Source organism: Streptomyces sp. NPDC090021, from assembly GCF_044748225.1.
In the GTDB taxonomy this organism is placed as follows: domain Bacteria; phylum Actinomycetota; class Actinomycetes; order Streptomycetales; family Streptomycetaceae; genus Streptomyces.
In genome coordinates this window covers 157,417-181,153 of record NZ_JBIVFO010000013.1, presented here as the reverse complement: position 1 = coordinate 181,153, position 23,737 = coordinate 157,417, and the positions used below count along the sequence as shown (strand labels likewise).

Below are 23,737 nucleotides of genomic sequence, written 5' to 3'. Positions count from 1 at the left end.
GCCCCCCCCACCCCCCCCCCCCGGGTGCCGGGCGGGGGGCCATTGCCCCCACCCCCGGGGGGCACCCATTTCCCTTCGCACCCAATCTTGCGGTTTTGGGGGGGGGGGGGGGGCGGCCGCCCCCCCACGCCCGATTCCTCTTATCGGAGGTCCGCCTTGGACGCCTTCTCTACGGTCATCCGCATCGCGTCGCACGAGCAGCACACCGAGGCCGAGACGTCGACCTTCATGAGCGACCTGCTGGGCGGACGGCTCGGCGTGGACGCGTACACGCGCTACACCGAACAGCTGTGGTTCGTCTACCGGGCCCTGGAGGAGGCCGCCGAGTCCCTGAAGGACGATCCGGTGGCCGGCCCCTTCATCCGGCCCGAGCTGATGCGCGTCGCGGAGATAGAGCGGGACCTCGCCCACCTGCTGGGCCCCGCGTGGCGCGAGAACGTGGTGGCGCTGCCCTCGACCGAGGCCTACGCCGCCCGGGTGGCCCAGTGCGCGGCCGAGTGGCCGGGCGGCTACGTCGCCCACCACTACACCCGCTACCTGGGCGACCTCTCCGGCGGGCAGATCATCCGCGACAAGGCGGAACGCACCTGGGGCTTCGAGCGCAAGGGCGACGGCGTCCGCTTCTACGTCTTCGCGGACATCTCCAACCCGGCGGCCTTCAAGCGGACCTACCGCGAGCTGCTGGACGCGATCGCAGCCGACGACCTGGAGAAGCAGCGCATCATCGACGAGTGCAAGCGCGCCTTCGACTTCAACGGAGCGGTCTTCCGCGAGCTGGGCGAGGAGTTCCGCCTCACCGCGTAGCCCCCGCGCGCGGCTCCACGAGTACGACCACGAGTTCAGCCACGAGTACGGCCGCGAGTACGACCGCGGGGCCGGGCCGTCAGGCGGCCGGCGCTCCCCCTGGCGAGGCGCCGCCTGCGCTGCGCGCCGGTCCGCGGCGGGATCCAGGCGGCGGCCACCGGCGCGAACGGGACGACGGAGAACAGGGCGTACGGGCCCGGCGAATCGGGCCGGTACGACAGTGCCCGGCCGAGCCTCGCGGCGGCCGGGCCCAGCACGCTGAAGAGCGCCGCCACGGCCAACGGGCCCGGCCCGTCATGGCCGCATCGCAGCGCGGCGCCCGGCGCCCGCGTCAGCGCTCACGCACCCGCTTCACCAGTGCCGGACACCCGACTACGCCCGGGCGGCCGGTGGCTGGGCGAAGCGGACGCGGCCACCCACCTCGATCGTGCCGTCGGCGCCGGGGGCGGTGAGGATCTGGGAGCCGGCGCCCTGGGTGATGTTCAGGGCGCGGTCCAGCTGTGCCGTCAGCAGGATCGCCGCCGAGCCGGTGGCCTCGTCCTCGGCGATGACGCCGTCGGGGCGGCGTGGGAAGCCCCGGGCCCGGACGCGGCCCGCGGCCTCGTCCTCCCACGCCCAGGCGTACAGCCAGCCCTCGCCCGGCGGTGGCGCCGGAAGCGCCTCGACCTCGGCGACGCTCCCGAACTGCTGGGTGCGCTTGCCCTCGACCCACTCGGGCCGGGCGGTGATCCAGGTGAACTCGCCGTCGTCACGCGCCCACACGGATCCGACGGGCGGCTGGAGCTCCTCGATGTCCAGCAACCACGCGACCCCGACCAGTGGGTGTCCCGCGAAGGACATCCGTGTGCCGGGGGTGCGGATGTCGACGACCCCGCGCTCGGGGTCGTCGACGAACACCGTCTCGCTGTAGCCGAGTTCGGCGGCCAGCGCCTGCCGCGACGCGTCGTCGGGGCAGGTCCGGCCGTCGCGCACGACACCGAGCAGGTTGCCGTACCGGCCGTCACCCGCGCAGAAGACCCTCAGTACGTCGAGATCGTTCACGCCGGAATTCAAGCACGGTTCAGACCTGGGCCGTACGGCGCCTGCGTGCGAGGAAGATCGCGCCCGCGCCGGCCGCGATCACGGCACCGGAGGTGGTGAGCAGGGCTCCGGCCGGGATCTCGGCGCCGGTGTCGGCGAGGTTGCCGCCGACGGAGCCGCCGCCGACCGAACCGCCGCCCGAGCCGCCGCCCGCGGTGCCGCCCGTGCCGCCGGTGGTTCCACCGGTGGTTCCACCGGTGCCCGCACCCGTCGTGGCACCGGTGGTGGCGCCCGTGGACGGCAGGGTGGCGTCCTTGTCCACGGCCACGGAGAGGGTGAGCGGGTCGATCGGGTCGCCCGCCTGGTACATGGAGCCGGTGGTGTCGTTGGCGAAGGCGGCCGCGCCGTCGGCGGTGAAGGCGGCCGGTACGGCGTTCAGCGCCAGTACGCCGTTCTTCGTCCTGTAGTCGGTCTTCGACAGGTCGAGCGTGGCGAAGGCGATTCCCGTCCTGCTGCCGGCGGCGTTCTTGACGTCGAGGTAGAGCATGCCGGTCCTGCCGGTGGCGTCGACGCGGGGGTTGGCGAAGGTCATGTCGATGCCGTGGGCCGCGTACTGGAAGCGGAGGTCGCCCTCGAAGGAGGCGTTCAGCTTCTGCTTCTTCGCGTCCAGCTCGCCCTTGCCGAAGGCGAAGTCGAAGAGGTCGCCGTTCTTCGCGGCGCCGCCGGCCGGGGTGATCGAGCCCGCGCCCAGCACGTAGCGGCGGAAGGACTCCTTCAACCCCCACGTCAGCTTGCCGTTCAGGACCTTCTGCGTGCCGTCGGCCGGGGTGGTGGGGCTGGGGTCCTTGGTGGGGACGGGGTCCTTGGAGGGGGTCGGCTTCGTCGGGGTCGGTTCGGGGGCGGGCTCCTCGAACTTCAGGACCGCGGTGAGCGGATCGCCGGCCTTGTTCTCGTAGCCCGGGGAACCGAACGTTTCCGCGGCCTCCTTGGTGAGGGTCGTCGCGAGAGCGGTCATCGACCGGCCGGCGAAGGCCACGGTCGCCAGCGGCACGTCCTGGGCCGTGGCGCCGGACGTGGTGACGTCCGCCGTCAGCTTCTTGGTACCGGTGTCGATACGGATGTCGGAGAGCTTGACCTCGAAGCCGTGGCCCGTCGGCGGGGCGGGCGAGGAGAAGGTGACGCTGCCCTTGAAGGCGGCCTTCACCACGTGGCCGCCGGCCGGATCGTACTGGCCCGTGGCGTCGATGAACCTCAGGGTGCCGTCGGCGTTCTGCACGGCGCCGTCGGCGACGGCGACGGTGCCCTTGGCCATGCCGGTCACGTAGGCGCGGTAACTGGCGAGGACACCCCAGTCGAGGGAGCCGCCGACGATCTCCACCGGCCCGGTGGGGGGACCGCCGGCGGCGGTGGCCGGCAGCGCGAGGGCGGTGGCGCCGAGGGCGGCGGCGGTCAGGACGGCGGCCGCGAGGGAGACGGGGCGGCGGATGGGCGACATGACGGGGAACTCCTGGAGGACGGAAGGAAAGAGGTGACGGGGTACGCGGGTCGCTACTGCGGCGCGCCGGTGGCCGGATCCGCGGCGCCGGCCGGGCCCTGGTCCGGAGCCGAGCCCGCTCCCGCGGCGCCGGCCGGGCCCTGATCCGGAGCCGCGTGCGCGGCAGCGGCGGGGTTCGCGGCCGATCTGGCCGGGGCTGCGGGGGTGGCAGCGGCCGGGGCTGCGGGGGTGGCAGCGGCAGCGGGGGTGGCAGCGGCCGGGGCTACGGTGGTGGCAGCGGCCGGAGCCGCGGGGGTGGCAGCGGCAGCGGAGGGACCGGGGGCGGTCTTGCGGCGCTTGCGGATGGTCAGGGTGGTGGCGGTGGCGGCCAGGAGGAGGACGGCTGCGGCCAGGGCGGCGTAGCGGGCGGCGTTCGAGGACTTCTCGGACTCCGCGGCCGTGGCCGGGGCGGGAGCGGGGGCCGCCGAGGGCGCGGCCGTGGAGCCCAGGTCGGGCAGGGCCGGCAGCGCCACGGTGGCGTCGAGGGCGACGGCCAGCGAGACGGGGTCCATCTCGGTGCCGGCCTTGTACATGGAGTTGAAGGCCTGCGAGCCTCCCTCGGTGAGGGTGGCGGGGGCCTCGGCCAGGGTGACCAGCGCACCCTCGGTCTTCAGTCCCTTGGCGTCGAACTCGACCAGCGGGACGGCGTTCTTCGTCCCGCCCGCCGTGGTGACGTCCGCGGACAGCACGCCCTTGCCGTTCTCCACCTTCACGCCCACCTTGCCCAGCGTCAGATCCAGGTGGGCGCCGGTGAACCGGACCGTGCCGGCGAAGGCCGCGTCAAGGGTTCCTTTCTGGCCGTCGTACGCACCCTGGCCCTGCGGGAAGCGGAACAGCGCGCCACCGTCCTGCGCGCCCTCGGCGAGGGTCCACCTGCCCTGTCCGATCGAACCGGTGACGTACTCGCGGAAGGTGCGCCGCACCCCCCAGTCGACGGCGGCGTCGGCGAATGCGCCCGGCGCCCGTGACACCTGGGCCGAGGCGCTCGGCTGCGCGGCCGGCGGCTGCGAGGACTCCGCGGCCGGGGCCGTGCGTACGTCGGCCGAGAGCGACAGGGGGTCGAGCCGCGCGCCCGCCGGGTAGTACCCGGCGAACGCCTGGGCGCCCTGGGCGGTGAGGGTGACCGGGATGTTCGTGAGGGTCAGCGGGGTGGCGCCGCCCTTCATGTCGATCCCGCCGAGGCCGAGCGTCGCGAAGGGCACCTGGCTCTGGTCGCTGACCGTGCCGGTGTCCTTGGCCTTGCTGGAGACGTCCACGTAGAGCGTCCCGGCGCCACCGCTGATCTTGACGGTCGGTCGGCTGACGGTCATGTCCAGCTCGTACACGCCGTCCGGCTTCTGGTGGCCCTGGAAGGTCACTCCGCCGGAGTACGCGGCTTCGAACGTGCCGGTTCCGGGGTCGTAGGAGCCGGTCGCCGAGTGGAAGCGGAACAGACTGCCGCCGACCGTGGCGGCTCCGCTCTTCAGCTTGAAACCGCCTTTCGCCACCGGACCGGTGACATAACTCTGGAAAGACGACTTGATGCCCCAGTCGAGCCGACCCCCCTGCACGGTGCCCGCGCGAGCGGCGGTCACCGGGAGCAAGGCCCCCAACAGCCCCGCCAGCAGGGCGATGGTGAGCGCACGGACGGGTCTCGCGGGCATGAATGCCCCCTCCAGGGTCTAGCAAGCAAGGTTAGGCTAACCTAAGCTAAGTCCGGGCCGGATGAAAACCCCCCGGCCCTCAGAACCTCAGTCGGACGATCAGGACGGTGCCTTCGTGCCTACGCCCGCCGCGTCACACCGCTTTCCCCGTCTCGCCGTTGCCGTGGCAGCACTGGCACTCGCGCTGACGGGCTGCGGAGGTACGGCCACCCCTCCGGGCCCATCCGCCCCCGCCGCCTCGGCCGCTCCGGACCGGGTGGAGCCGCTCGCCGCGACGCCGCAGCCCGCCCTGCCGGTGACCGTCACCTCGGCCGACGGCGCGCAGGTGACCGTCACCTCGGCCGACCGGGTGATCCCGCTGACCGGCAGCCTCAACGAAATCGTCCACACCCTCGGCCTCGGCGGACAGGTCGTCGCCCGCGACATCACCGCCACGTTCGAACAGGCCGCCGCACTGCCGGTGGTGACACGTGGCCACGACGTCTCCGCCGAGAGCGTCCTCTCCCTCCGCCCGACGCTCGTCCTGGCGGAGACCACCACCGGGCCCGCCGAGGCGATCCAGCAGATCCGCGACGCCGGCATCCCGGTCCTCGTCGTCGCTCCCGCCAAGGGGCTGGAGGACGTGCCGAAGCGGATCGACACCGTGTCCGCCGCACTCGGCGTCAAGGAGGCCGGCGCACAGCTGAACCAGCGCACCGCCGACCGGATCGCCGCCGTCCGCAAGAACGTTCCCGCCACCGCGGGCAAGCAGCCCAGGGTGGCCTTCCTCTACCTGCGCGGCACCGCCTCCGTCTACCTGCTGGGCGGCTCGGACTCCGGAGCGGCCTCGCTCCTCGAAGCGGCCGGCGCGGTCGACACCGGGAAGGAGTCCGGCCTCGGCAAGGACTTCACCCCGATCACCAGCGAAGCCCTCGCGGCCGCCGCCCCCGACGCGATCCTGGTCATGTCCAAGGGCCTCGAATCCGTCGGCGGCGTCGACGGCCTGGTGAAGATCCCGGGCGTCGCGCAGACCCCGGCCGGGATGGACCGCCGCGTGGTCACGGTCGACGACGGCGTCCTGCTCAACTACGGCCCCCGCACGGACCAGGTGCTTTCCTCCCTGATCACCCAGCTCTACGGCAAGGGAGTCTGAGGTGCCCCTCTCCTACGACTCCGCGGCGGACGGCGGTGTCTCGTCGGGCACCACGGCCGCGCCGCCCGACCCCGCCGGGGCCGGGGGAGTGCCGGGGCGATCCCCGCAGGGCGCCGAACGCACCACCGCCGCGCCGCCCGACCCCGAGAACCGTTCGGCACCCGAGGAAACGCCCCGGCGCGCACCCGCCCCCACCGAAGCCACCCCGGCCCCGGCCGAAGCCACCGCCACCGCCACCGAAGCCACCAAGCCCGCCGAGCCCGCCGGGGCCACCAGGCCCGCCGGGGCCGGGGGAGTGCCGGGGCGATCCCCGCAGGGCGCCGAACGCACCACCGCCGCGCTTTCCGGCCCCGAGAACCGTTCGGCGCCCGAGGAGACGCCCCGGCGCGCACCCGGCCCCACCGAAGCCACCAAGCCCACCGGGGCCACCGGGGCCACCGGGGCCACCGAAGCCACCAAGCCCGCCGGGGCCGGGGGAGTGCCGGGGCGATCCCCGCAGGGCGCCGAACGCACCACCGCCGCGCCGACCGACCCCGAGAACCGTTCGGCACCCGAGGAGACGCCCCGGCGCGCACCCGGCCCCACCGAAGCCACCCCGGCCCCGGCCGAAGCCACCGCCACCGCCACCGCCACCGAAGCCACCAAGCCCACCGAATCCGCCAAGCCCGCCGCAGGCGAACGGCGCGGACGCCGCCGGGCCCTCCTCCTCACCCTCGCCCTCGTCGCCGTCCTGCTCCTCCTCGCCCTGGTCTCCGCCGGCACCGGCGCCTACCGCATCCCCACCGCGGACGTGCTCGCCTCCGCCCAGCACCGCCTGGGCCTCGGCGGGGCGCCGCTCGACCGGGTCGGCGAGAGCGTGCTGTGGAACGTACGCCTCCCCCGCGTCGTGCTCGCGCTGCTCGTCGGCGCCGGCCTCGGCTGCGCGGGCGCGCTCATGCAGGGCGTCTTCGGCAACCCGCTCGCCGAGCCCGGCGTCATCGGTATCTCGGCGGGCGCCGCCGTCGGCGCGGTCGCCGCCATCGGCCTCGGCCTGAGCTTCCTCGGCAACTGGACCATCACCGCCTGCGCGTTCGTCGCCGGCCTCGTCACCGTCAGCTGCGTCTACCTCCTCTCCCGCAACGGCGGGAAGACCGAGGTCGTCACGCTCATCCTCACCGGAATCGCGGTCAACGCCTTCGCCGGCGCCCTCATCGGCCTGTTCGTGTTCTTCGCGGACAGCGGCCAGGTCAACCAGATCACCTTCTGGCAGCTGGGTTCCCTCGCCCAGGCCACCTGGCCCAAGGTGCTCGCGGTCCTCCCCTGCGCCGTCGCCGGGCTGCTCATCGCCCCCTTCTACGCCCGCCGGCTCGACCTGCTCTCGCTCGGCGAGCGGCCCGCCCGCCACCTCGGCATCGACGTCGAACGGCTGCGCCTCGCCCTCATCCTGGTCGTCGCGCTGCTGACCGCGGCGGCCGTGGCCGTCGCCGGTGTCATCACCTTCGTCGGTCTGCTCGTCCCGCACCTGCTGCGCATGGCCAACGGCCCCGGGCACCGCTTCCTCGTCCCCGGCAGCGCCCTGGCCGGCGCCGTGGTGCTGGTCGCGGGCGACCTCGCCGCCCGGACCCTCGCCCAGCCCGCCGAACTCCCCCTCGGCGTGCTGACCGCCCTGATCGGCAGCCCGTTCTTCTTCTGGCTGCTGCGTCGCACCCGCCGCAAGCAAGGAGGCTGGGCGTGACCCCCACGACCGGCACCACCACCGCCACAGGCCACACCACCACAGGCCACACCGCCCCAGGCCCCAGCGCCCCCAGGACCGGCGGCCCCCTGACCCGCCTCCTCGCCCGCGGCCGCCGCACCGTCCCGGCCCGCCCCGCCCCCGGCACGGCCCTCGCCGAGGCCGTGGACCTGCACATCCGGCTCGGGCGGCGCGAGATCCTCGCCGGCATCCACCTGACCGCCCGGGCCGGCGAGGTACTGGCCCTGGTCGGCCCCAACGGCGCGGGCAAGTCCACCCTCCTCGGCGCCCTCGCCGCCGACCTGCCGGCCGGCTCCGGCGAAGTCCGCGTCGACGGCCGCCCGGTGGGCGACTGGAGCGCCCCGGACCTCGCCCTGCGCCGCTCCGTCCTCCCCCAGTCCGCGGCGCTGTCCTTCCCCTTCCCCGTGGAGGACGTCGTCCGGATGGGCCGCGCGCCCTGGGCCGGCACCCCCTTCGCCGAGGCGGACGAGGAGGCCGTCGCCACCGCGATGGCCGCCGCCGAGGTCACCGCGTTCGCCGCACGTCCCTTCTCCGCGCTCTCCGGCGGGGAGCGGGCCCGGGTCGCACTGGCCCGCGTACTGGCCCAGCGGGCCCCGCTGCTGCTGCTCGACGAGCCCACCGCCGCTCTCGACCTGCGCCACCAGGAACTCGTCCTGCGCATCTGCCGGGAGCGGGCCGCGGCCGGAGACGCGGTCGTCGTCGTCCTGCACGACCTGGGGCTGGCCGCCGCCTACGCGGACCGGACCGCCGTCCTGCACGGCGGGCGGATCGCCGCCGACGGCCCGCCCGCCGAGGTGTTCGAGGACGCCCTCCTCAGCCGCGTGTACCGGCAGCCCGTCGAGGTGCTCCCGCACCCGCGCACGGGCGCCCCGCTGGTGGTCCCCGTACGTGCCGCGGGACACGTTCCGGACGGCACCCCGGGCGGGGCCCCGGAGCGCACCGGCATGCCGGACGGTCCGCCCGTTTGACCCTTGCTTGACCGGAACATGGGCTTGTCGTGGAGGGTCCGTGACGGCCTCGTGTCCCGAACCGGAACGTGAGATCCGAATCACTGCCCGAGGGGGTATGAGTCAAGTAAGGCTCGGTTAAGTTAGGTCAGCCTCACCGGCCTCTCCCCCCTGGGGACGGCCCTCGTCCGACGCCCAGGAGCCCCCTATGCGCCCCGCCCGCCTCACCGTCGTAGCCGCCTCCGTGGTGGCCGCCCTGACCGTCGCCACCGGCTGCTCCCAGAAGGGCGACGCGGGTGGCGAAGGGGCGATCCGCGTGGCGGCCTCCGACAGCGCATGCGACGTGTCGAAGACGGAGTTCCCGGCCGGCAAGGTGCAGATCGACGTCGAGAACAAGGGCTCCAAGGTCACCGAGGTCTACGTCCTCTTCCCCGACGCCCGCATCGTCACCGAGCGCGAGAACATCGGCCCGGGCACCAAGGCCTCCATCACCGCCGAGATCAAGGCGGGCGACTACGAGATCGTCTGCAAGCCCGGCATGAAGGGCGACGGCATCGCGCAGAAGGTCAAGGCGACCGGTGCCCAGGGTGGCGGGGTGAAGCGCAGCCCGGAGGCGGACGCCGCCGTCGCCGCGTACCGCGCGTACGTGGTCGCGCAGGCCGAGGAGACCCTCCCCAAGGCGCAGGCCTTCGCGGACGCGGTCAAGGCCGGCGACATCGAGGCCGCCAAGAAGGCGTACGCCCCTTCCCGCATCGGCTGGGAGCGCACCGAGCCGGTCGCCGAGTCCTTCGGCGACATCGACCCGAAGGTCGACGTCCGCGAGGACGGCCTGGAGGCCGGCCAGGACCCGGCGAAGGACTGGACGGGCTGGCACCGTCTGGAGAAGTCCCTGTGGGCCGACAACAAGATCGACGACAACGACAAGAAGCTCGCCGACACCCTGATCGCGGACCTGACCGACTGGCAGAAGAAGGTCGGCCAGGCCGAGATCACGCCCACCTCGATCGCCAACGGCGCCAAGGAACTGCTCGACGAGGTCGCCACCGGCAAGGTCACCGGTGAGGAGGAGCGTTACTCCCACACCGACCTGGTCGACTTCAAGGCCAACGTCGAGGGCGCGCAGAAGGCGTACGAGCTGCTCAAGCCGATCGCCGAGAAGAACGACCCGGAGCTGTCCAAGCAGCTCGACACCCAGTTCGCGGCGCTGAACACCCTTCTGGACAAGTACCGCGCCGACCAGGCCTCCTACGAGTTCACCTCGTACGACAAGGTCGGCGAGGCGGAGCGCAAGGAACTCTCGGACGGCGTGAACGCGCTCGCCGAGCCGCTCTCCAAGCTCGCCGCCGCGGTCGCCAGGTGACGGACACGAGGGAAGCAGAAGGGAAAGGGAGCAGACGATGACCGAGTCGGACGCGGCGTCCGGACAGCCGCAGCAGGACGGCGGCGCCCCCGCAACGGCCGCCCCGGGGACCGCCCCCGGGACCACCGCCCCCTCCCGTCGTGCCGTGCTCGGCTGGGGCGGGGCCGGGCTCGCGCTCGGCGCCGCCGCGGCCGGCGGTGCGGCCGTGGCCTTCGGCGGCGGCTCGGACCTGGTCTCGGCGGCGGCGGCCGGCGCGGCCGTGCCCTTCCACGGCGAGCACCAGGCGGGTATCGCGAGCGCCGTGCAGGACCGCCTGCACTTCGCGGCCTTCGACGTGAAGACGAAGGACCGTGCCGAGCTGGTCGCGCTCCTGAAGGAGTGGACCGCGGCGGCCCGTCTGATGACGGCCGGCCTGCCGGTCGGCGACGTCTACGAGGGCCTGCCGGAGGCCCCGCCGACCGACACCGGTGAGGCCCTCGGACTGAAGGCCTCCCGGCTCACCCTGACCGTCGGTTTCGGGCCGGGGCTGTTCGCCAAGGACCGGTTCGGGCTGGAGGGCCGGCGCCCCGAGGCGCTGGTGGACCTGGAGCTCTTCCCCGGCGACAACCTGGACCCGGCCCGCTCCGGCGGCGACCTCTGCGTCCAGGCGTGCGCCGACGACCCGCAGGTCGCCGTGCACGCCATCCGTCAGCTGGCCCGGATCGGCTTCGGCCGGGTCGCGGTGCGCTGGTCGCAGTTCGGCTTCGGCAAGACCTCCTCGACGACGCCCGAGGAGCAGACCCCGCGCAACATGATGGGCTTCAAGGACGGCACCCGGAACATCTCGGGCACCGACGAGGCGGCCCTGGACCAGCACGTGTGGGTCGGCGCGGGCGACGGCAGCGACTGGCTGACGGGCGGCTCGTACCTGGTGGCGCGCCGGATCCGGATGAACATCGAGACCTGGGACCGGACCTCGCTCCGGGAGCAGGAGGACATCTTCGGCCGCGACAAGGGCGAGGGCGCCGCCGTGGGCAAGTCCAGGGAGCGCGACGAGCCCTTCCTGAAGGCGATGAAGCCGGAGGCGCACGTCCGTCTCGCGCACCCGGACAGCAACAACGGTGCGACGATCCTGCGGCGCGGCTACTCCTTCACCGACGGTACGGACGGTCTCGGCCGCCTCGACGCGGGCCTGTTCTTCCTCGCCTACCAGCGCGACGTCCGCACCGGCTTCGTCCCGATCCAGCGCAGCCTGGCGAAGTCCGACGTCCTCAACGAATACATCCAGCACGTGGGTTCGGCCGTCTTCGCCGTCCCGCCGGGCGTCCGCGACAAGGACGACTGGTGGGGCCGGGCGCTGTTCGCCTGAGTTCCCGCCGGAGAGGAAGAACCACCGTGTTCGGCAACTATCTGATCGGCCTGCGCGAGGGGCTGGAGGCCAGCCTGGTCGTCTGCATCCTCGTCGCGTACCTGGTGAAGACGGACCGCCGGGACGCCCTGCGTCCGGTGTGGCTCGGTATCGGGATCGCCTGCGCGCTCTCGCTCGGCTTCGGTGCGCTGCTCGAATTCGGTTCGCAGGAGCTGACGTTCGAGGCGCAGGAGCTGCTGGGCGGCAGCCTGTCGATCATCTCGGTGGGGCTGGTGACGTGGATGGTCTTCTGGATGAAGCGCACCGCGCGGCATCTGAGGGCCGAGCTGCACGGCAAGCTCGACACGGCCCTCGCCATGGGCACCGGCGCGCTGGTCGCGACGGCGTTCCTGGCGGTCGGCCGGGAGGGCCTGGAGACCGCGCTGTTCGTGTGGGCCTCGGTGCGGGCCAGCGGCGAGGGGTCCTCGGCGCCGCTGATCGGTGTGCTGCTGGGCATCGCGACGGCGATCGTGCTGGGGTACCTCTTCTACCGGGGCGCCGTGCGGATCGATCTGGCGAAGTTCTTCCGGTGGACCGGCGCGATGCTGGTGGTCGTGGCCGCGGGCGTGCTCGCGTACGGCGTCCACGACCTTCAGGAGGCCCGCTTCCTGGGCGGTCTGAACGACAGGGCCTTCGACGTGAGCACGGCGGTTCCGCCGGACAGCTGGTACGGGACGCTCCTCAAGGGCGTCTTCAACTTCCAGCCGGACCCGACCGTCCTGCAGCTCACGGTGTGGGCGCTGTACCTGGTCCCCGTACTGGTGCTGTTCTTCGCCGAGCGCGGCGGCCGCCCGGTGGGGGCGGGCCCGCAGGCGTCGGACGCCCCGAAGCCCGCCCCCACCGCCTGACGGTTCACCAGAGCCGGTCGATGTTCCCGGGGTGCAGCGGGACGCGCACGCCGGTGAACGCCGCGCGGTCCCGGGCCGGGGCGCCGGTGAAGAAGGCCGCCATCACGGCCTTGTCGAACCCGGGGGCGTCGGTGGCCAGCGGGTCCTCGGGGGTGCCGCCCACGAGGACCGTGCCGGGCAGCGGCGCGAAGCCTGCGGCCTCGTAGAACGCGGTGAGGTGCCGGTCGCAGCTGAACAGTGCCAGGTCCACGGCCGGGTCAGCGGCCAGTTCCGCCCGGGCCGCGGCCACCAGGCGCCCGCCGAGCCCCTGCCCGCGCACCGTGGTCCGTGTGACGACGGAGCTCAGACCGGCGGCGCGGTACGTGCGCCCGCCGAGCCGGATCTCCTTGCGGAGCAGGGACAGGGCGGCGGCGACCGTCCCCTCCCCATCGACGAGGAGGAGGGTCCGCGGCGCGAGCGCCGGGTCGTGCCCCGGGGTGGAGCCGGGCCAGGCCTGTGCTTCCAGGTCGGCGACCTGGACGGCCAGCGCCGCGGGCACGTCGGCCTCGGCGCAGCCCAGCACCCGCAGCGCCGCGCCCCGGGGAGCGGTGCCGCTCACGCGATGCGTACGGCGGTGCCGCCGACGCGCACGCGGGGGTCGCCCGCGTGCAGTTCGACCGTGAGGAGGCCGGGGCGGCCCATGTCCGCCCCCTGGTGCAGGGTCAGCACGGCCTCCTGCGGGACCAGGCCGAGCTCCCGGGCGTACGCGCCGAAGGCGGCCGCCGCGGCCCCGGTCGCCGGGTCCTCGACGACGCCGCCGACCGGGAACGGGTCGCGTACGTGGAACTCGTGCGGGCCGGCCCGGTGCACCAGCTGGACCGTGGTGAGGTCCAGGCGTCGCATGAGCGCCTCCAGCCGGGCGAAGTCGTAGTCGAGGTCGGCGAGCCGGGCCCGGGTGACGGCGCCGAGCACCAGGTGGCGGGCTCCGGCGTAGGCGATCCTCGGCGGGAACCGCGGGTCGAGGTCGGTCCGCGGCCAGCCGAGCGCGGCGAGGGCCTCGGCGAGGTCGTCGGCGGCGATCTCCTCCGTGTACGGCTCGACGCTGGTCAGCGTGGCCCGCAGGCGGCCGTCCTCGGCGGTGACGGACACCGGCACGGTGCCCGCGCGGGTGGCGAGGAGGAGTTCGCCGGGTCCGATGCGCTCCGCCAGTGCGACGGCGGTGGCGACGGTGGCGTGCCCGCAGAAGGGGACCTCCGCCTTCGGGCTGAAGTAGCGCACGGTGAAGGCGCGGCCCTCCGGGCCGCCGAGCCCCTCGGGCGGGGCGGTGAGGAAGGCCGTCTCGCTGTAGCCCAGTCCGGCGGCGATCTCCAGCATCGCGTCCTCGTCGAGCCCGGAGGCGTCGAGCACGACCCCGGCGGGGTTGCCGCCGTCCGGGTCGCCGGAGAACGCGGTGTAGCGCAGTACCTCGGTATCGGTCATGCGTTCATGATCGGCGCCGCCGCCGGGTCGTGGCAATGGGGGCCGGGAGGGGGGCTCAGCCCCGGCCGATGTACGGCATGGAGGTGGCCATCACCGTCGCGAACTGCACGTTCGCCTCCAGCGGCAGCTCGGCCATGTGCAGGACCGTGCGGGCCACGTCTTCGGCGTCCATGACCGGTTCGACGGCCAGCTGCCCGTTGGCCTGGAGGATCCCGGTCTGCATCCGCTCGGTCATCTCGGTGGCCGCGTTGCCGATGTCGATCTGGCCGCAGGCGATCCGGTGGGGCCGCCCGTCCAGCGACAGGGACTTCGTCAGGCCGGTCATGGCGTGCTTGGTCGCGGTGTAGGCGATCGAGTTCGGGCGGGGCACGTGGGCGGAGATGGAGCCGTTGTTGATGATGCGGCCGCCCTGCGGGTCCTGTTCCTTCATCTGCCGGAAGGCGGCCTGTGCGCACAGGAAGGCGCCGGTGAGGTTGACGTCGACAACCGAGCGCCAGGCCTCGTAGGTGATGTCCTCCAGCGGGACGCCGCCGGGCCCGAAGGTGCCCGCGTTGTTGAAGAGCAGGTCGAGGCGTCCGTACCGGGCGCGCACCGACTCGAACAGCCGAGTCACGTCGGCCGGGTCGCTCACGTCGGCGGGCACGCACAGCACGTCGGCGCCTGGTCCGGCCGCGGCGGCGGTGGCCTCCAGCGGTTCGGCCCGGCGCCCGGCCAGGGCCACGGACCAGCCCGCCGCGGCCAGGGTCAGGGCCACAGAGCGGCCGATTCCGGAGCCGGCGCCGGTCACCACGGCGATCTTCCTCGTACGTTCGTCCATGGGGCCGCAGGCTACGTCACAGCACGCTCCGGTCCCCGGACGTTCCGATTGCTGAGAACATGGGTCGGTCAGGGGTGCATATGAGCAGATGAGAAGAGTGGAGTCCCGTATGTCGGAGAGAGGCCCCGCGACGGCCCCCTCGCACGACTCGTCGCCCGAATCGCCCTCCGCCCCCACCGCGTCCCTGGCGCGAGCACGCCGCACAAGCCTGCTCGTCACCTTCATACTCGGCGGGCTGACCGCCCTCCCCCCACTCTCCATGGACATGTACCTGCCGGCCCTGCCGCAGGTCACCGACGCCCTGAAGAGCCCCGCCGCGACGATCCAGCTGACCCTCACCGCCTGCCTCGCCGGCATGGCCCTCGGCCAGCTCGTCATCGGCCCGATGAGCGACAGGTGGGGCCGCCGCCGGCCGCTGCTCGTCGGCATGGTCGTCTACGTCCTGGCCACCGCGATCTGCGCCCTCGCCCCGACCGCCGAGCTGCTGATCTCCTTCCGGCTGCTGCAGGGACTGGCCGGGGCCGCCGGCGTCGTGATCGCGCGCGCCGTCGTACGCGACCTGTACGACGGCGACGAGATGGCCCGCTTCTTCTCGACCCTGATGCTCATATCGGGGGCCGCCCCGATCGTCGCGCCTCTCATCGGCGGCCAGGTGCTGCGCTTCGCCGACTGGCGGGGCGTCTTCGTCGTCCTCACGGGCGTCGGCGTGGTCCTCACCCTGATGGTCTGGCGAGGCCTCGGCGAGACCCTGCCGCCCGAACGGCGGCACACCGGCGGCGTCGGCTCCGCGCTGCGGACCATGCGCGGGCTGCTCGGCGACCGGGTCTTCACCGGCTACACCCTGACCGGCGGCTTCGCCTTCGCCGCACTCTTCGCCTACATCTCCGCCTCCCCCTTCGTGGTGCAGGAGATCTACGGGGCCTCGCCCCAGACCTTCTCCCTGCTGTTCGGCCTGAACTCGGTCGGTCTGATCCTCGTCGGCCAGATCAACGGCAAGCTGCTGGTAGGCCGGGTCAGCCTGGACAAGGTGCTGGCCCTCGGGCTCGCCGTCGTCACCGCCTCCACGGTGTCGCTGCTGCTGATGACGACGGGAGTCTTCGGCGAGGTCGGGCTGATCCCCATCGCCACCGCGCTGTTCGTCCTCATGTCGGCGATGGGCATCGTGCTGCCGAACACCAATGCGCAGGCGCTGATGCGGACCCCGCACGCGGCCGGATCGGCCTCCGCGCTGCTCGGTACCTCCTCCTTCCTGGTCGGTGCGATCGCCTCGCCCCTGGTGGGCATCGCGGGCGAGGACACGGCGGTGCCCATGGCCCTGGTGCAGCTGGTGTGCGCGGTGCTCTCGGCGAGCTGCTTCCTGGCCCTGTGCCGGCCCTGGCAGCAGCGGGGCGCTGCGGCGGCACCCGCCCCGGCCGGGAACTGAGCCCAGAGGGGGGGGGCGGGCCCGGCGGGCGGCGCCGGGCCCGGCCCACCGTAAACTCGGCAGGTGAACGCCTCCGCCCCCACCACCGCCGAGACCCTCCGCAGCACGCTCGGCGGGCTGCTCGACGGACTCCCGCCCCGGCAGGCCTCGGCCGCCGTCGAGCGGCTCATCGCCAACTACCGGGGGCGGACCCCCACCGACGCGCCCGTCCTGCGCGACCGCTCGGACGTGGCGGCGTACGCGGCCTACCGCATGCCCGCCACCTTCGAGGCCGTACGGGCCGCACTGGACGGCCTGGCCGAGGCGGCGCCCGGCTGGGCGCCCGCCTCGCACGTGGACGTGGGCGGCGGCACCGGCGCGGCGACCTGGGCGGTGGACGCCACCTGGGACGGCCCACGGCGGACCACGGTGCTGGACTGGGCCGAGCCCGCGCTGGCCCTCGGCCGGGAACTCGCGGCGGCCTCCGGCTCCGATGCGCTGCGCGGCGCCGAGTGGCGGCGGGCCGTCATCGGTTCGGGGATGACCGTCCCCGACGCCGACCTGGTCACGGTGTCGTACGTGCTGGGGGAGCTGACCGAGCAGGCGCGCACGGCCGTCGTCGCCGAGGCGGCGCGGGCCGGGCAGGCGGTGGTGCTGATCGAGCCGGGCACGCCGGAGGGGTACCTGCGCATCCGCGAGGCCCGTGACCAGCTGATCGCGGCCGGGCTGCGGGTCGCCGCCCCGTGCCCGCACGACGGGACCTGTCCCATCGAGGTCGGCAAGGACTGGTGCCACTTCTCGGCGCGGGTCAGCCGCTCCTCCCTGCACCGGCAGGTCAAGGGCGGCTCGCTCCCCTACGAGGACGAGAAGTTCAGCTACGTCGCCGCCACCCGCTTCCCGGTGGAGCCGGCCGCCTCCCGGATCACGCGCAAGCCGCAGATCCGCAAGGGGCTCGTCCTGCTGGAGCTGTGCGGCCCCGAGCACGGTGACGGGGCGGGCCTGACCCGGGTCAACGTGACCAAGCGCCACGGCGATCTCTACAAGGCCGCGCGGGACGTCGACTGGGGCCGGGCCTGGCCGCCGCCCCCGGCGGACCAGGTCCCGCCGGCAGAGCAGCGCCGGCCGGCGGGACCTTGACGGCAGGGCCCGGCTCCGCCGGATCCGGCGGGTCCGGTCGGACCCGCCGGTCCCCCGCCCCTACGGGCGCAGCTCCTGGGTGCAGCACTTCACGCTGCCGCCGCCCTTGAGCAGTTCACCGAGGTCCATCGGGACCGGTTCGAAGCCCCGGTCGCGCAGCGGGCCGAACAGGCCGGTGGCCGCCTGCGGCAGCAGTACGTGCCGGCCGTCGGACACCGCGTTCATGCCGAGGGCGGCCGCGTCCCGGCCGTCGGCGATCAGCGCGTCCGGGAAGAGCCGCCGAAGCACGCCCCGGCTGCCGGGCGAGAAGGCCTCGGGGTAGTACATGACCTCGTCGCCGTCCAGGACGCTGAGCGCGGTGTCCAGGTGGTAGAAGCGCGGGTCCACCAGGTCGAGCCCGATGACGGGGCGGCCGAAGAACTCCTGGGCCTCGTCGTGCGAGAGCGGGCTGGAGCGGAAGCCGCGGCCAGCGAGGATGAAGCTCGCCGTGACGGCGAAGTCGCCCTCGCCCTCGTTGACGTGGGAGGGCTCGTGGATCTCCCGGTAGCCGTGGCCGCGGAACCATGCGAGGTGCCGTTCGGCCTCGGCGGCGCGTTCGGGGTGGGCGAAGCGGGCCCCGAGGACCCGGCCGTCGACCACCAGGGCCCCGTTCGCCGCGAACACCATGTCGGGCAGTCCGGGGTCCGCCACGAGCGTCTCGACGGTGTGGCCCAGGGACAGGTACCGGTCCCTGAGGTCTTCCCACTGCGTCTGGGCGAGGGGCAGGTCCACCGGTTTCGTGGGATCCATCCACGGATTGATGGAGTACGTGACCTTGAAGTGTGCGGGTGGGCACATCAGGTAGCGCCGGGGTGTGGCGTCTCTGCGCAAAGAAGGCTCCTCACGACTTTCACGACTCGGGACGAGTGCTGGAGTGAATCGTCTCCCCTGGACGTGGCCGACGCAGTGGACCGATGGGGTGGTTTACCGAAACAATGGAAAAAGGGGAGACGAGACGTCTCGCTTGGTATTTTCGGAGCATGACGAAGACCCCTGACGCCACGCGCCGCAGCGACCGCTCCCGGCGCGCCATCCTCGATGCCGCGCTCGCACTGGTCGGCGAGGTCGGCTACAACAAGCTGACCATCGAGGCCATCGCGGCCCGCGCCGGCGTCGGCAAGCAGACCATCTACCGCTGGTGGCCCTCGAAGGCCGCCGTCCTCCTTGAGGCCTCCCTCGCCCTGGCCGGGGACGCCGAGACGGACGCCGAGTGGACCGGCTTCCCCGACACCGGGGACCTCGCCGCCGACCTGAAGCACGTGCTGCGGGCGACCGTCGACGAGTTCAACGACGAGAGGTACGAGGCCCCCGCGCGGGCCCTGACGGCGGCCGGCGCCACCGACCCCGAGCTGGGCGCGCAGTTCACCGAGCAACTGCTGGAGCCGCAGCTCGCCCTGTACGAGGCCCGGCTGCGCACCGCCCGCGAGGCCGGGCAGCTCGCGCCCGACACGGACCTGCGGCTGACCGTCGAGATGCTGCTCGGGCCTGTGACGTACCGCTGGCTGCTGCGTACGGCGCCCCTGACGCACGCATTCACCGACGCGCTGGTGGACCGGGTGCTCGGCGGGGTGGCAAACGTCACCGCACGCCAGTCGCCGGACAACCTGCGTTCACCCGAGCATGTTTGCCCTGATTCTGTGGGTATGTAGGGGTTGGCGCTCACCCATCCTCGGCCCCCGGCATCCGGAGCGGTCACCCGGGGCGCAGGATGGTGGGACCATGTGAAGGTCTGCCGGGGCAACGGTGAGGTGAGGGGATAGATGGGGTCTGAGTCCGGCCGCGTCAAACGCGGCGAGCAGAGCAGGATTTCCCAGTGGCTGCGCCGGCGGCAGAAACCCACCGCCGAGGACCCCGCACGAGAGCGCGAGGCGCTCCTCCTGGCCGTCGCCTCCGCCGGTCTGCCGCTCGCCCCCGCCGCCCATCCCGTCGGCTATCGGTGTTCGTGCGACCGCATCGGCTGTCCGACCCCCGCACGGCATCCCGTCTCCTTCGCCTGGCAGACCCAGTCGACCACCGACCGCGCGCAGATCGAGCGGTGGGCGCGCCATCAGCCCCAGGCCAACTTCATCACCGCGACCGGCATGCTCCACGACGTGCTCGACGTCCCGCTGGAAGCCGGCGCCGCCGCCCTCGCGCGGCTCCTGGAGGCCGGCATCAAGGTCGGCCCCGTCGCCGCATCGGGCGGCACCGGCGACCAGGCCCGGATGCTCTTCTTCACCGCCACCCGCGGCACCCCCGAGGACGAGGACGAGTGGTGGCCGTGCGCGCTGGACTGCCAGCCCGAGACCATGGACGAACACCCGGGCCTGCGCTGGCACTGCCGCGGCAGCTACGTCCTGGTCCCGCCGGCGGCCCTCCCCGGTGACCAGGCGGTGACCTGGGTCCGCGGCATGGAGCACCCCCTCCCGGACCCGCTCACCCTGCTGGAGACCCTGACGGACGCCTGCGCCGCGTACGCGGACGACGCCGACCGCGGCCCGGCGACCGTGGCCTGGCCGCCCGGCCGCTGAGCCGGGGTGCCGGTGGCTCACCGGTGACGCGCGCCGGTGACTGTCAGTGGTGGATCTGCGTCACGACCACGTCGAGGGACCAGGCCCGGCCCGCCTTCGCGGGGGCTTCCGCCTCGACGACGTATCCCAGGTCCCGCAGCGCCGTCACCAGCTCCGCCGGCGAACCGGGCACGGCCCCGGCCACCAGCAGGTCCCGCACGAGCCGGCCCTTCGTCGCCTTGTTGAAGTGGCTCACCACGGACCGCTTCTCCACGCCGTCGACCACCTGCGAGTGCAGCACCCGCACGGTCGCGGTCCGACCCGCGACCTCCCCCTTAGGCTTCCACGCGGTCGCGTACGCCGCCGAACGAAGGTCCAGCACGAGCCCGTCCCCGGCGGCCGCGGGCAGCACTTCGGCCATCGGGGCGCGCCAGTACGCGCCGAGCGCGCCGAGCCCCGGCAGCCTGACGCCCATCGAGCAGCGGTACGAGGGGATGCGGTCGGTGACGCGCACCGCGCCCCACAGCCCGGAGAAGACGAGCAGTGCGTCCTCCGCGGTCCTGCGGGCCGGCTCGGGCAGCTCGGCCAGGCCCAGCGCGTCGTAGAGCACGCCGGTGTAGATCTCCCCCGCCGGGCGGGCCGCCGCCGAACGCAGTTCCGCGTTCTTCGCGACCTCGCCGCGCAGGCCCTCGCTCAGGCCGAGCACCTCACGGGCCTTCGGCTCGTCGCCCGCGCACAGGTCGACCAGCTCCTCCAGCACCGCCGCGCGGGCCTGCGCCAGGCCGGGCAGCGAGAGCCCCCGGGGCTCCAGCGGTGCGCCGGAGCCGCCGGCGGCCTTTCCCTCGGAGGGCGGCAGCAGCACGAGCACGGTGGTTCTCCTTCAGGACGACACGTCACGGGGGGTGCGGCCCCCCGGCCAGGGTAGACGCCCGCCCGGACCTCCCGGCCCCACCGCCGTCGCTACGCCGGTCGGCGCAGAGCCGCGACCAGGGTGCGGGGTTCGTCCGCGTGGAAGCGGATCGTGCGGGCCGTCGCGCGGGCGCCGAGGGGGCGCGTGAAGGCGAGCGGGCGGTTCAGCTCCAGCGTCACCGTGGTCTGACTGCCGACGACGAGGTCGAGCACCCCCTCCTCGGAGAGCGTGACCAGCCGTCCCTCGGGATAACGGCGCTCCACCCGCACCGAGGCCACCGCGTCCGGCGGGACGGCCAGGTCGAAGAGGGCTCCGTAGCGGATCCGCAGCGACCCGTCGGCGCCGACCACGTGCGGCCGGGTGACGCAGGCCGCGTGCAGGGCCAGCAGCAGCACGACCCCGTACACGTCCAGTACGAGCACCACCCGGTGGACCGCCGGCCAGGGGATGAGGACGGCCAGGGCGACGGTCTCGATCACCGACACGAAGACCATGCCGTACATCATGGCCGTCTGCGGGCCGGTGTACGCGGCGGCGAGGTCGCCGGGGCGCACCCCGTGCTTCCTGCGCAGCACCCACCGGCCGAGGGAGGCGCCGGCCAGCAGCTCGTGCCGCAGCAGCCGCCGGACCTGCACCGGGACCACGGCCCGGACGGCCGTCCGCAGGGCCGCCCCGGACTCTTCACCCGCCGCCCGGGCGGCGGCGTACAGCCCGCGCAGCACCCACGCCTCCAGCAGGAGCACCCCGAACACCAGGGCCTCGGCGGCGGCCAGGGCCGGCGCGGGCAGCCGCACCCCGGCCGCCGCGCACACCACGAGCGCCAGCTCCGCCGGCAGGACCGCGGCCACCGCGATCCGTGCCGCCCGTACGCCGCGCGTCATCCCCGCCCCCGCTCGACGAAGGCCTCCATGACCCGGCGGACGACCTCCGCCTGGGCGGGCGCGTACTCGGCGAGCAGCGCCTCCTTGAACCCGGGCACGACCGCCCCGTCGCGGGGGATCGCGGCGAACACCTCCTCGGGGACGGCCGCCACCAGCTCCGCCGCCAGGCCCGGGATCCGCGGGTCGTCCACGGGGGCGTCGGCGAGTTCGTCCAGCCGTTCGTACAGGGCGAGCACCGCGGGGTCGGCGGCCACCGCCCCGAGGGCCGCGTAGATCTCCTGGCCGCCCACGCCCGGCACGTCGAGGAGCGTGAGGTGTTCGCGGTCCTTGGCGGCGGTGGGGGAGGTCGTCCGCGGCGCCCTCGCCAGCAGCTCGGCGAGGGCGGGCGACAGGGGCTCGCCCTCCCCCGGCCCGGCGGCGAGGAGCACCGCGAGCCGTCGCCGCCGCTCCCTGATCTCGGCCTCCTGCCGGGCGAGGTCGGCGTCGAGCTCCTCCAGTACGTCCGCCAGGTCCCGCCCGGCGTCGTCGGCGAGCACGTCACGCACCTCCTCCAGGCCCAGCCCGAGCTCGGTGAGCCGGCGTACGCGGGCCAGCAGGACGGCGTCGCGGACGCGGTAGGCCCGGTAGCCGTTGGGGCGCCGCTCCGGCTCCGGGAGCAGCCCGACATGGTGGTAGTGCCGGATCGCCCGGGTGGTGACCCCGACGACCGCGGCGATCTCTCCGATCCGCATGCCCCCAGTAGAAACCCTGCCGTTGCGGCAAGGTCAAGGGGCGACGGCACAGCCGGTAACATGGTCGCCACGGCAGACGAGTCGGCCGGGCGGCCGCGTCGGGATCCTCGGATCCCGCCGAGGAACGTCCGGGCTCCACAGGGCAGGGTGGTGGGTAACGCCCACCCGGGGTGACCCGCGGGACAGTGCCACAGAGAACAGACCGCCGGGGGCTTCGGCCCTCGGTAAGGGTGAAACGGTGGTGTAAGAGACCACCAGCGCCTGGGGTGACCCAGGCGGCTAGGTAAACCCCACCTGGAGCAAGGTCAAGAGGATCCGTCCCCGGACGGGTCTGCGCGAACGCTTGAGGGCTGCCCGCCCGAGTTCGCGGGTAGACCGCACGAGGCCGGCGGCAACGCCGGTCCTAGATGGATGGCCGTCTCCCCGGCGACCGCGAGGTCACCGGGCGACAGAACCCGGCGTACAGGCCGGCTCGTCTGCCGCCACCACTCCCGTTCGGGGCGGTGTGGCTCCCGCCGGGGTGACCACTGTCCCTGCGCCGGACTCGGCGGTACGGCCTGTGCGTGTGCGTGTGCCTGTGGCGGACTCGGCGGTGTGGGCGGGGTTTCGGCTGGCCGGTGGTGCGGGGGTGCGGGTCGACTCCCGCCGGGGTGACCAATGCCCCTGCGCCGGACTCGGCGGTACGGCCCGTGCGTATGCCTGTGGCGGACTCGGCGGTACGGGCGGAGTTTCGGCTGGTCGGTGGTGCGGGGGTGCGGGTCGGCTCCCGCCGGGGTGACCACTGCCCCTGCGCCGGACTCGGCGATACGGCCCGTGCGTATGCCTGTGGCGGACTCGGTGGTGTGGGTGGGGTTTGGGCTGGTCGGTGGTGTGGGGGTGTGGGTCGGTGCCCCGGCGGAGTGTCTCCTCGGCTCGGCGCGGACTCCTCGTCCCGGCCAGGCGGCCTTGGTCGCGCCTCGTCCTGCGGGGACACTCCGCCGTGTCCCCGCCCCACGCCACGGCTCCGCCCGGACGACACCACGCCCTCCCGGAGCCTGCCCGTACCGCTGGAGGGGGGACGGGCAGGGGTGTCCCCGCCCCACGCCACAGCTCCGCCCGGACGACACCACGCCTTCCCGGAGCCTGCCCGTACCGCTGGAGGGAGGCCCGGCAGGGGTGTCCCCGCCCCATGCCACGGCTCCGCCCGGGCGACATCACGCCTTCCCGGAGCCTGCTCGTACGGCTGGAGGGGGGACGGGCAGGGGTATCCCCGCAGGACGAGGCGCGACCACCGGGTACAGCCGGGACAAGGAGCACGCGCCGAGCCGAGGAGACACCCCTGCCCGGCCCCCCGACCCACCCGCACCACGCCCGCAACCCGGGACCCGCTCCCGACCCCGCGAAGCAAACCCGTATCCCGCCCGGCAGCACACTCCGGACCCGGCAAGGCCAGCCCGGAACCCGCCGAGCAACCCCGCAGGGGC

At 73.9% G+C, this 23,737-nt stretch carries 19 protein-coding genes, 1 other RNA gene and 2 pseudogenes; 12 read left to right on the top strand and 10 right to left on the bottom strand.

Annotated features, from left to right (window positions below; translation table 11 throughout):
* The first annotated feature begins 156 nt into the window (after positions 1 to 156).
* Positions 157 to 804, top strand: a complete 648-nt coding sequence (locus tag ACIPXC_RS13305) for a heme oxygenase (biliverdin-producing) (protein WP_401616433.1) — start codon at positions 157 to 159, stop codon at positions 802 to 804.
* A 372-nt stretch (positions 805 to 1,176) separates the two neighbouring features.
* On the opposite strand, the gene ACIPXC_RS13300 is transcribed toward ACIPXC_RS13305, so the two are convergent.
* Genes ACIPXC_RS13300 through ACIPXC_RS13290 form a run of 3 tightly spaced genes read right to left on the bottom strand, consistent with a single transcriptional unit; the run spans position 1,177 to position 5,001 of the window.
* A complete protein-coding gene (locus ACIPXC_RS13300; protein ID WP_401616431.1) occupies positions 1,177 to 1,845 on the bottom strand; it encodes a PhzF family phenazine biosynthesis protein in 669 nt (222 codons plus the stop codon).
* Between the two features lie 19 nt (positions 1,846 to 1,864).
* Positions 1,865 to 3,319, bottom strand: coding sequence for an HtaA domain-containing protein (locus ACIPXC_RS13295; RefSeq protein ID WP_401616429.1), 1,455 nt, complete (start codon positions 3,317 to 3,319; stop codon positions 1,865 to 1,867).
* 53 nt (positions 3,320 to 3,372) lie between these two features.
* Positions 3,373 to 5,001, bottom strand: coding sequence for an HtaA domain-containing protein (locus ACIPXC_RS13290; protein ID WP_401616427.1), 1,629 nt, complete (start codon positions 4,999 to 5,001; stop codon positions 3,373 to 3,375).
* A gap of 61 nt (positions 5,002 to 5,062) precedes the next feature.
* On the opposite strand from ACIPXC_RS13290, the gene ACIPXC_RS13285 reads away from it, so the two are divergent.
* From ACIPXC_RS13285 to efeU, 6 genes and pseudogenes are all read left to right on the top strand, one after another.
* Positions 5,063 to 6,133, top strand: coding sequence for a hemin ABC transporter substrate-binding protein (locus ACIPXC_RS13285; RefSeq protein ID WP_401616425.1), 1,071 nt, complete (start codon positions 5,063 to 5,065; stop codon positions 6,131 to 6,133).
* A gap of 682 nt (positions 6,134 to 6,815) precedes the next feature.
* Positions 6,816 to 7,847, top strand: a pseudogene (locus ACIPXC_RS13280) (FecCD family ABC transporter permease); the annotation flags it as partial.
* A gap of 89 nt (positions 7,848 to 7,936) precedes the next feature.
* Positions 7,937 to 8,836, top strand: coding sequence for a heme ABC transporter ATP-binding protein (locus tag ACIPXC_RS13275; protein WP_401616456.1), 900 nt, complete (start codon positions 7,937 to 7,939; stop codon positions 8,834 to 8,836).
* A 187-nt stretch (positions 8,837 to 9,023) separates the two neighbouring features.
* A complete protein-coding gene (gene efeO, locus ACIPXC_RS13270) occupies positions 9,024 to 10,175 on the top strand; it encodes an iron uptake system protein EfeO (protein ID WP_401616423.1) in 1,152 nt (383 codons plus the stop codon).
* Positions 10,176 to 10,212: 37 nt separating this feature from the next.
* Positions 10,213 to 11,523, top strand: coding sequence for an iron uptake transporter deferrochelatase/peroxidase subunit (efeB, locus tag ACIPXC_RS13265; protein ID WP_401616421.1), 1,311 nt, complete (start codon positions 10,213 to 10,215; stop codon positions 11,521 to 11,523).
* 26 nt (positions 11,524 to 11,549) lie between these two features.
* Positions 11,550 to 12,410, top strand: coding sequence for an iron uptake transporter permease EfeU (gene efeU / locus ACIPXC_RS13260; RefSeq protein WP_401616419.1), 861 nt, complete (start codon positions 11,550 to 11,552; stop codon positions 12,408 to 12,410).
* Between the two features lie 4 nt (positions 12,411 to 12,414).
* Here efeU and ACIPXC_RS13255 read toward each other — a convergent pair whose 3' ends face one another.
* Genes ACIPXC_RS13255 through ACIPXC_RS13245 form a run of 3 tightly spaced genes read right to left on the bottom strand, consistent with a single transcriptional unit; the run spans position 12,415 to position 14,685 of the window.
* Positions 12,415 to 13,008 (bottom strand): GNAT family N-acetyltransferase, encoded by a 594-nt coding sequence (locus tag ACIPXC_RS13255; RefSeq protein WP_401616417.1) that lies wholly within the window; start codon positions 13,006 to 13,008, stop codon positions 12,415 to 12,417.
* Entirely contained in the window at positions 13,005 to 13,868 is an 864-nt protein-coding gene (locus ACIPXC_RS13250; protein ID WP_401616415.1) for a PhzF family phenazine biosynthesis protein, read from the bottom strand. The genes ACIPXC_RS13255 and ACIPXC_RS13250 overlap by 4 nt, the downstream gene beginning before the upstream one ends.
* 55 nt (positions 13,869 to 13,923) lie before the next feature.
* A complete protein-coding gene (locus ACIPXC_RS13245) occupies positions 13,924 to 14,685 on the bottom strand; it encodes an SDR family oxidoreductase (RefSeq protein ID WP_401616413.1) in 762 nt (253 codons plus the stop codon).
* A 109-nt stretch (positions 14,686 to 14,794) separates the two neighbouring features.
* Between ACIPXC_RS13245 and ACIPXC_RS13240 the strand changes: the two genes are divergently transcribed.
* Complete coding sequence (locus ACIPXC_RS13240) at positions 14,795 to 16,108, top strand: Bcr/CflA family multidrug efflux MFS transporter (RefSeq protein ID WP_401616411.1); 1,314 nt, start codon at positions 14,795 to 14,797, stop codon at positions 16,106 to 16,108.
* A gap of 63 nt (positions 16,109 to 16,171) precedes the next feature.
* Positions 16,172 to 17,224: a small ribosomal subunit Rsm22 family protein gene (locus tag ACIPXC_RS13235; RefSeq protein ID WP_401616409.1), complete on the top strand. Its 1,053-nt coding sequence runs from the start codon at positions 16,172 to 16,174 to the stop codon at positions 17,222 to 17,224.
* 60 nt (positions 17,225 to 17,284) lie between these two features.
* Here the strand turns inward: ACIPXC_RS13235 and ddaH are convergent.
* Positions 17,285 to 18,139: pseudogene (ddaH, locus tag ACIPXC_RS13230) on the bottom strand (dimethylargininase); the annotation flags it as partial.
* 104 nt (positions 18,140 to 18,243) lie between these two features.
* On the opposite strand from ddaH, the gene ACIPXC_RS13225 reads away from it, so the two are divergent.
* Both ACIPXC_RS13225 and ACIPXC_RS13220 read left to right on the top strand, forming a co-directional pair.
* The gene (locus ACIPXC_RS13225; RefSeq protein WP_401616407.1) at positions 18,244 to 18,912 is read left to right on the top strand and encodes a TetR/AcrR family transcriptional regulator; all 669 of its coding nucleotides are present in this window, start codon (positions 18,244 to 18,246) and stop codon (positions 18,910 to 18,912) included.
* A gap of 111 nt (positions 18,913 to 19,023) precedes the next feature.
* Positions 19,024 to 19,773: a bifunctional DNA primase/polymerase gene (locus ACIPXC_RS13220; protein ID WP_401616405.1), complete on the top strand. Its 750-nt coding sequence runs from the start codon at positions 19,024 to 19,026 to the stop codon at positions 19,771 to 19,773.
* Between the two features lie 43 nt (positions 19,774 to 19,816).
* On the opposite strand, the gene yaaA is transcribed toward ACIPXC_RS13220, so the two are convergent.
* The 3 genes from yaaA to ACIPXC_RS13205 all read right to left on the bottom strand — a co-directional run bounded on the left by yaaA (position 19,817) and on the right by ACIPXC_RS13205 (position 22,274).
* Positions 19,817 to 20,620, bottom strand: a complete 804-nt coding sequence (gene yaaA, locus ACIPXC_RS13215; RefSeq protein WP_401616403.1) for a peroxide stress protein YaaA — start codon at positions 20,618 to 20,620, stop codon at positions 19,817 to 19,819.
* 92 nt (positions 20,621 to 20,712) lie between these two features.
* Positions 20,713 to 21,543: a hypothetical protein gene (locus tag ACIPXC_RS13210; RefSeq protein WP_401616401.1), complete on the bottom strand. Its 831-nt coding sequence runs from the start codon at positions 21,541 to 21,543 to the stop codon at positions 20,713 to 20,715.
* The gene (locus ACIPXC_RS13205; protein ID WP_401616400.1) at positions 21,540 to 22,274 is read right to left on the bottom strand and encodes a MerR family transcriptional regulator; all 735 of its coding nucleotides are present in this window, start codon (positions 22,272 to 22,274) and stop codon (positions 21,540 to 21,542) included. Before ACIPXC_RS13205 ends, ACIPXC_RS13210 begins: the two co-directional genes overlap by 4 nt.
* A gap of 77 nt (positions 22,275 to 22,351) precedes the next feature.
* On the opposite strand from ACIPXC_RS13205, the gene rnpB reads away from it, so the two are divergent.
* Positions 22,352 to 22,753: RNase P RNA component class A (gene rnpB, locus ACIPXC_RS13200), an RNA gene on the top strand.
* Positions 22,754 to 23,737: the final 984 nt, after the last annotated feature.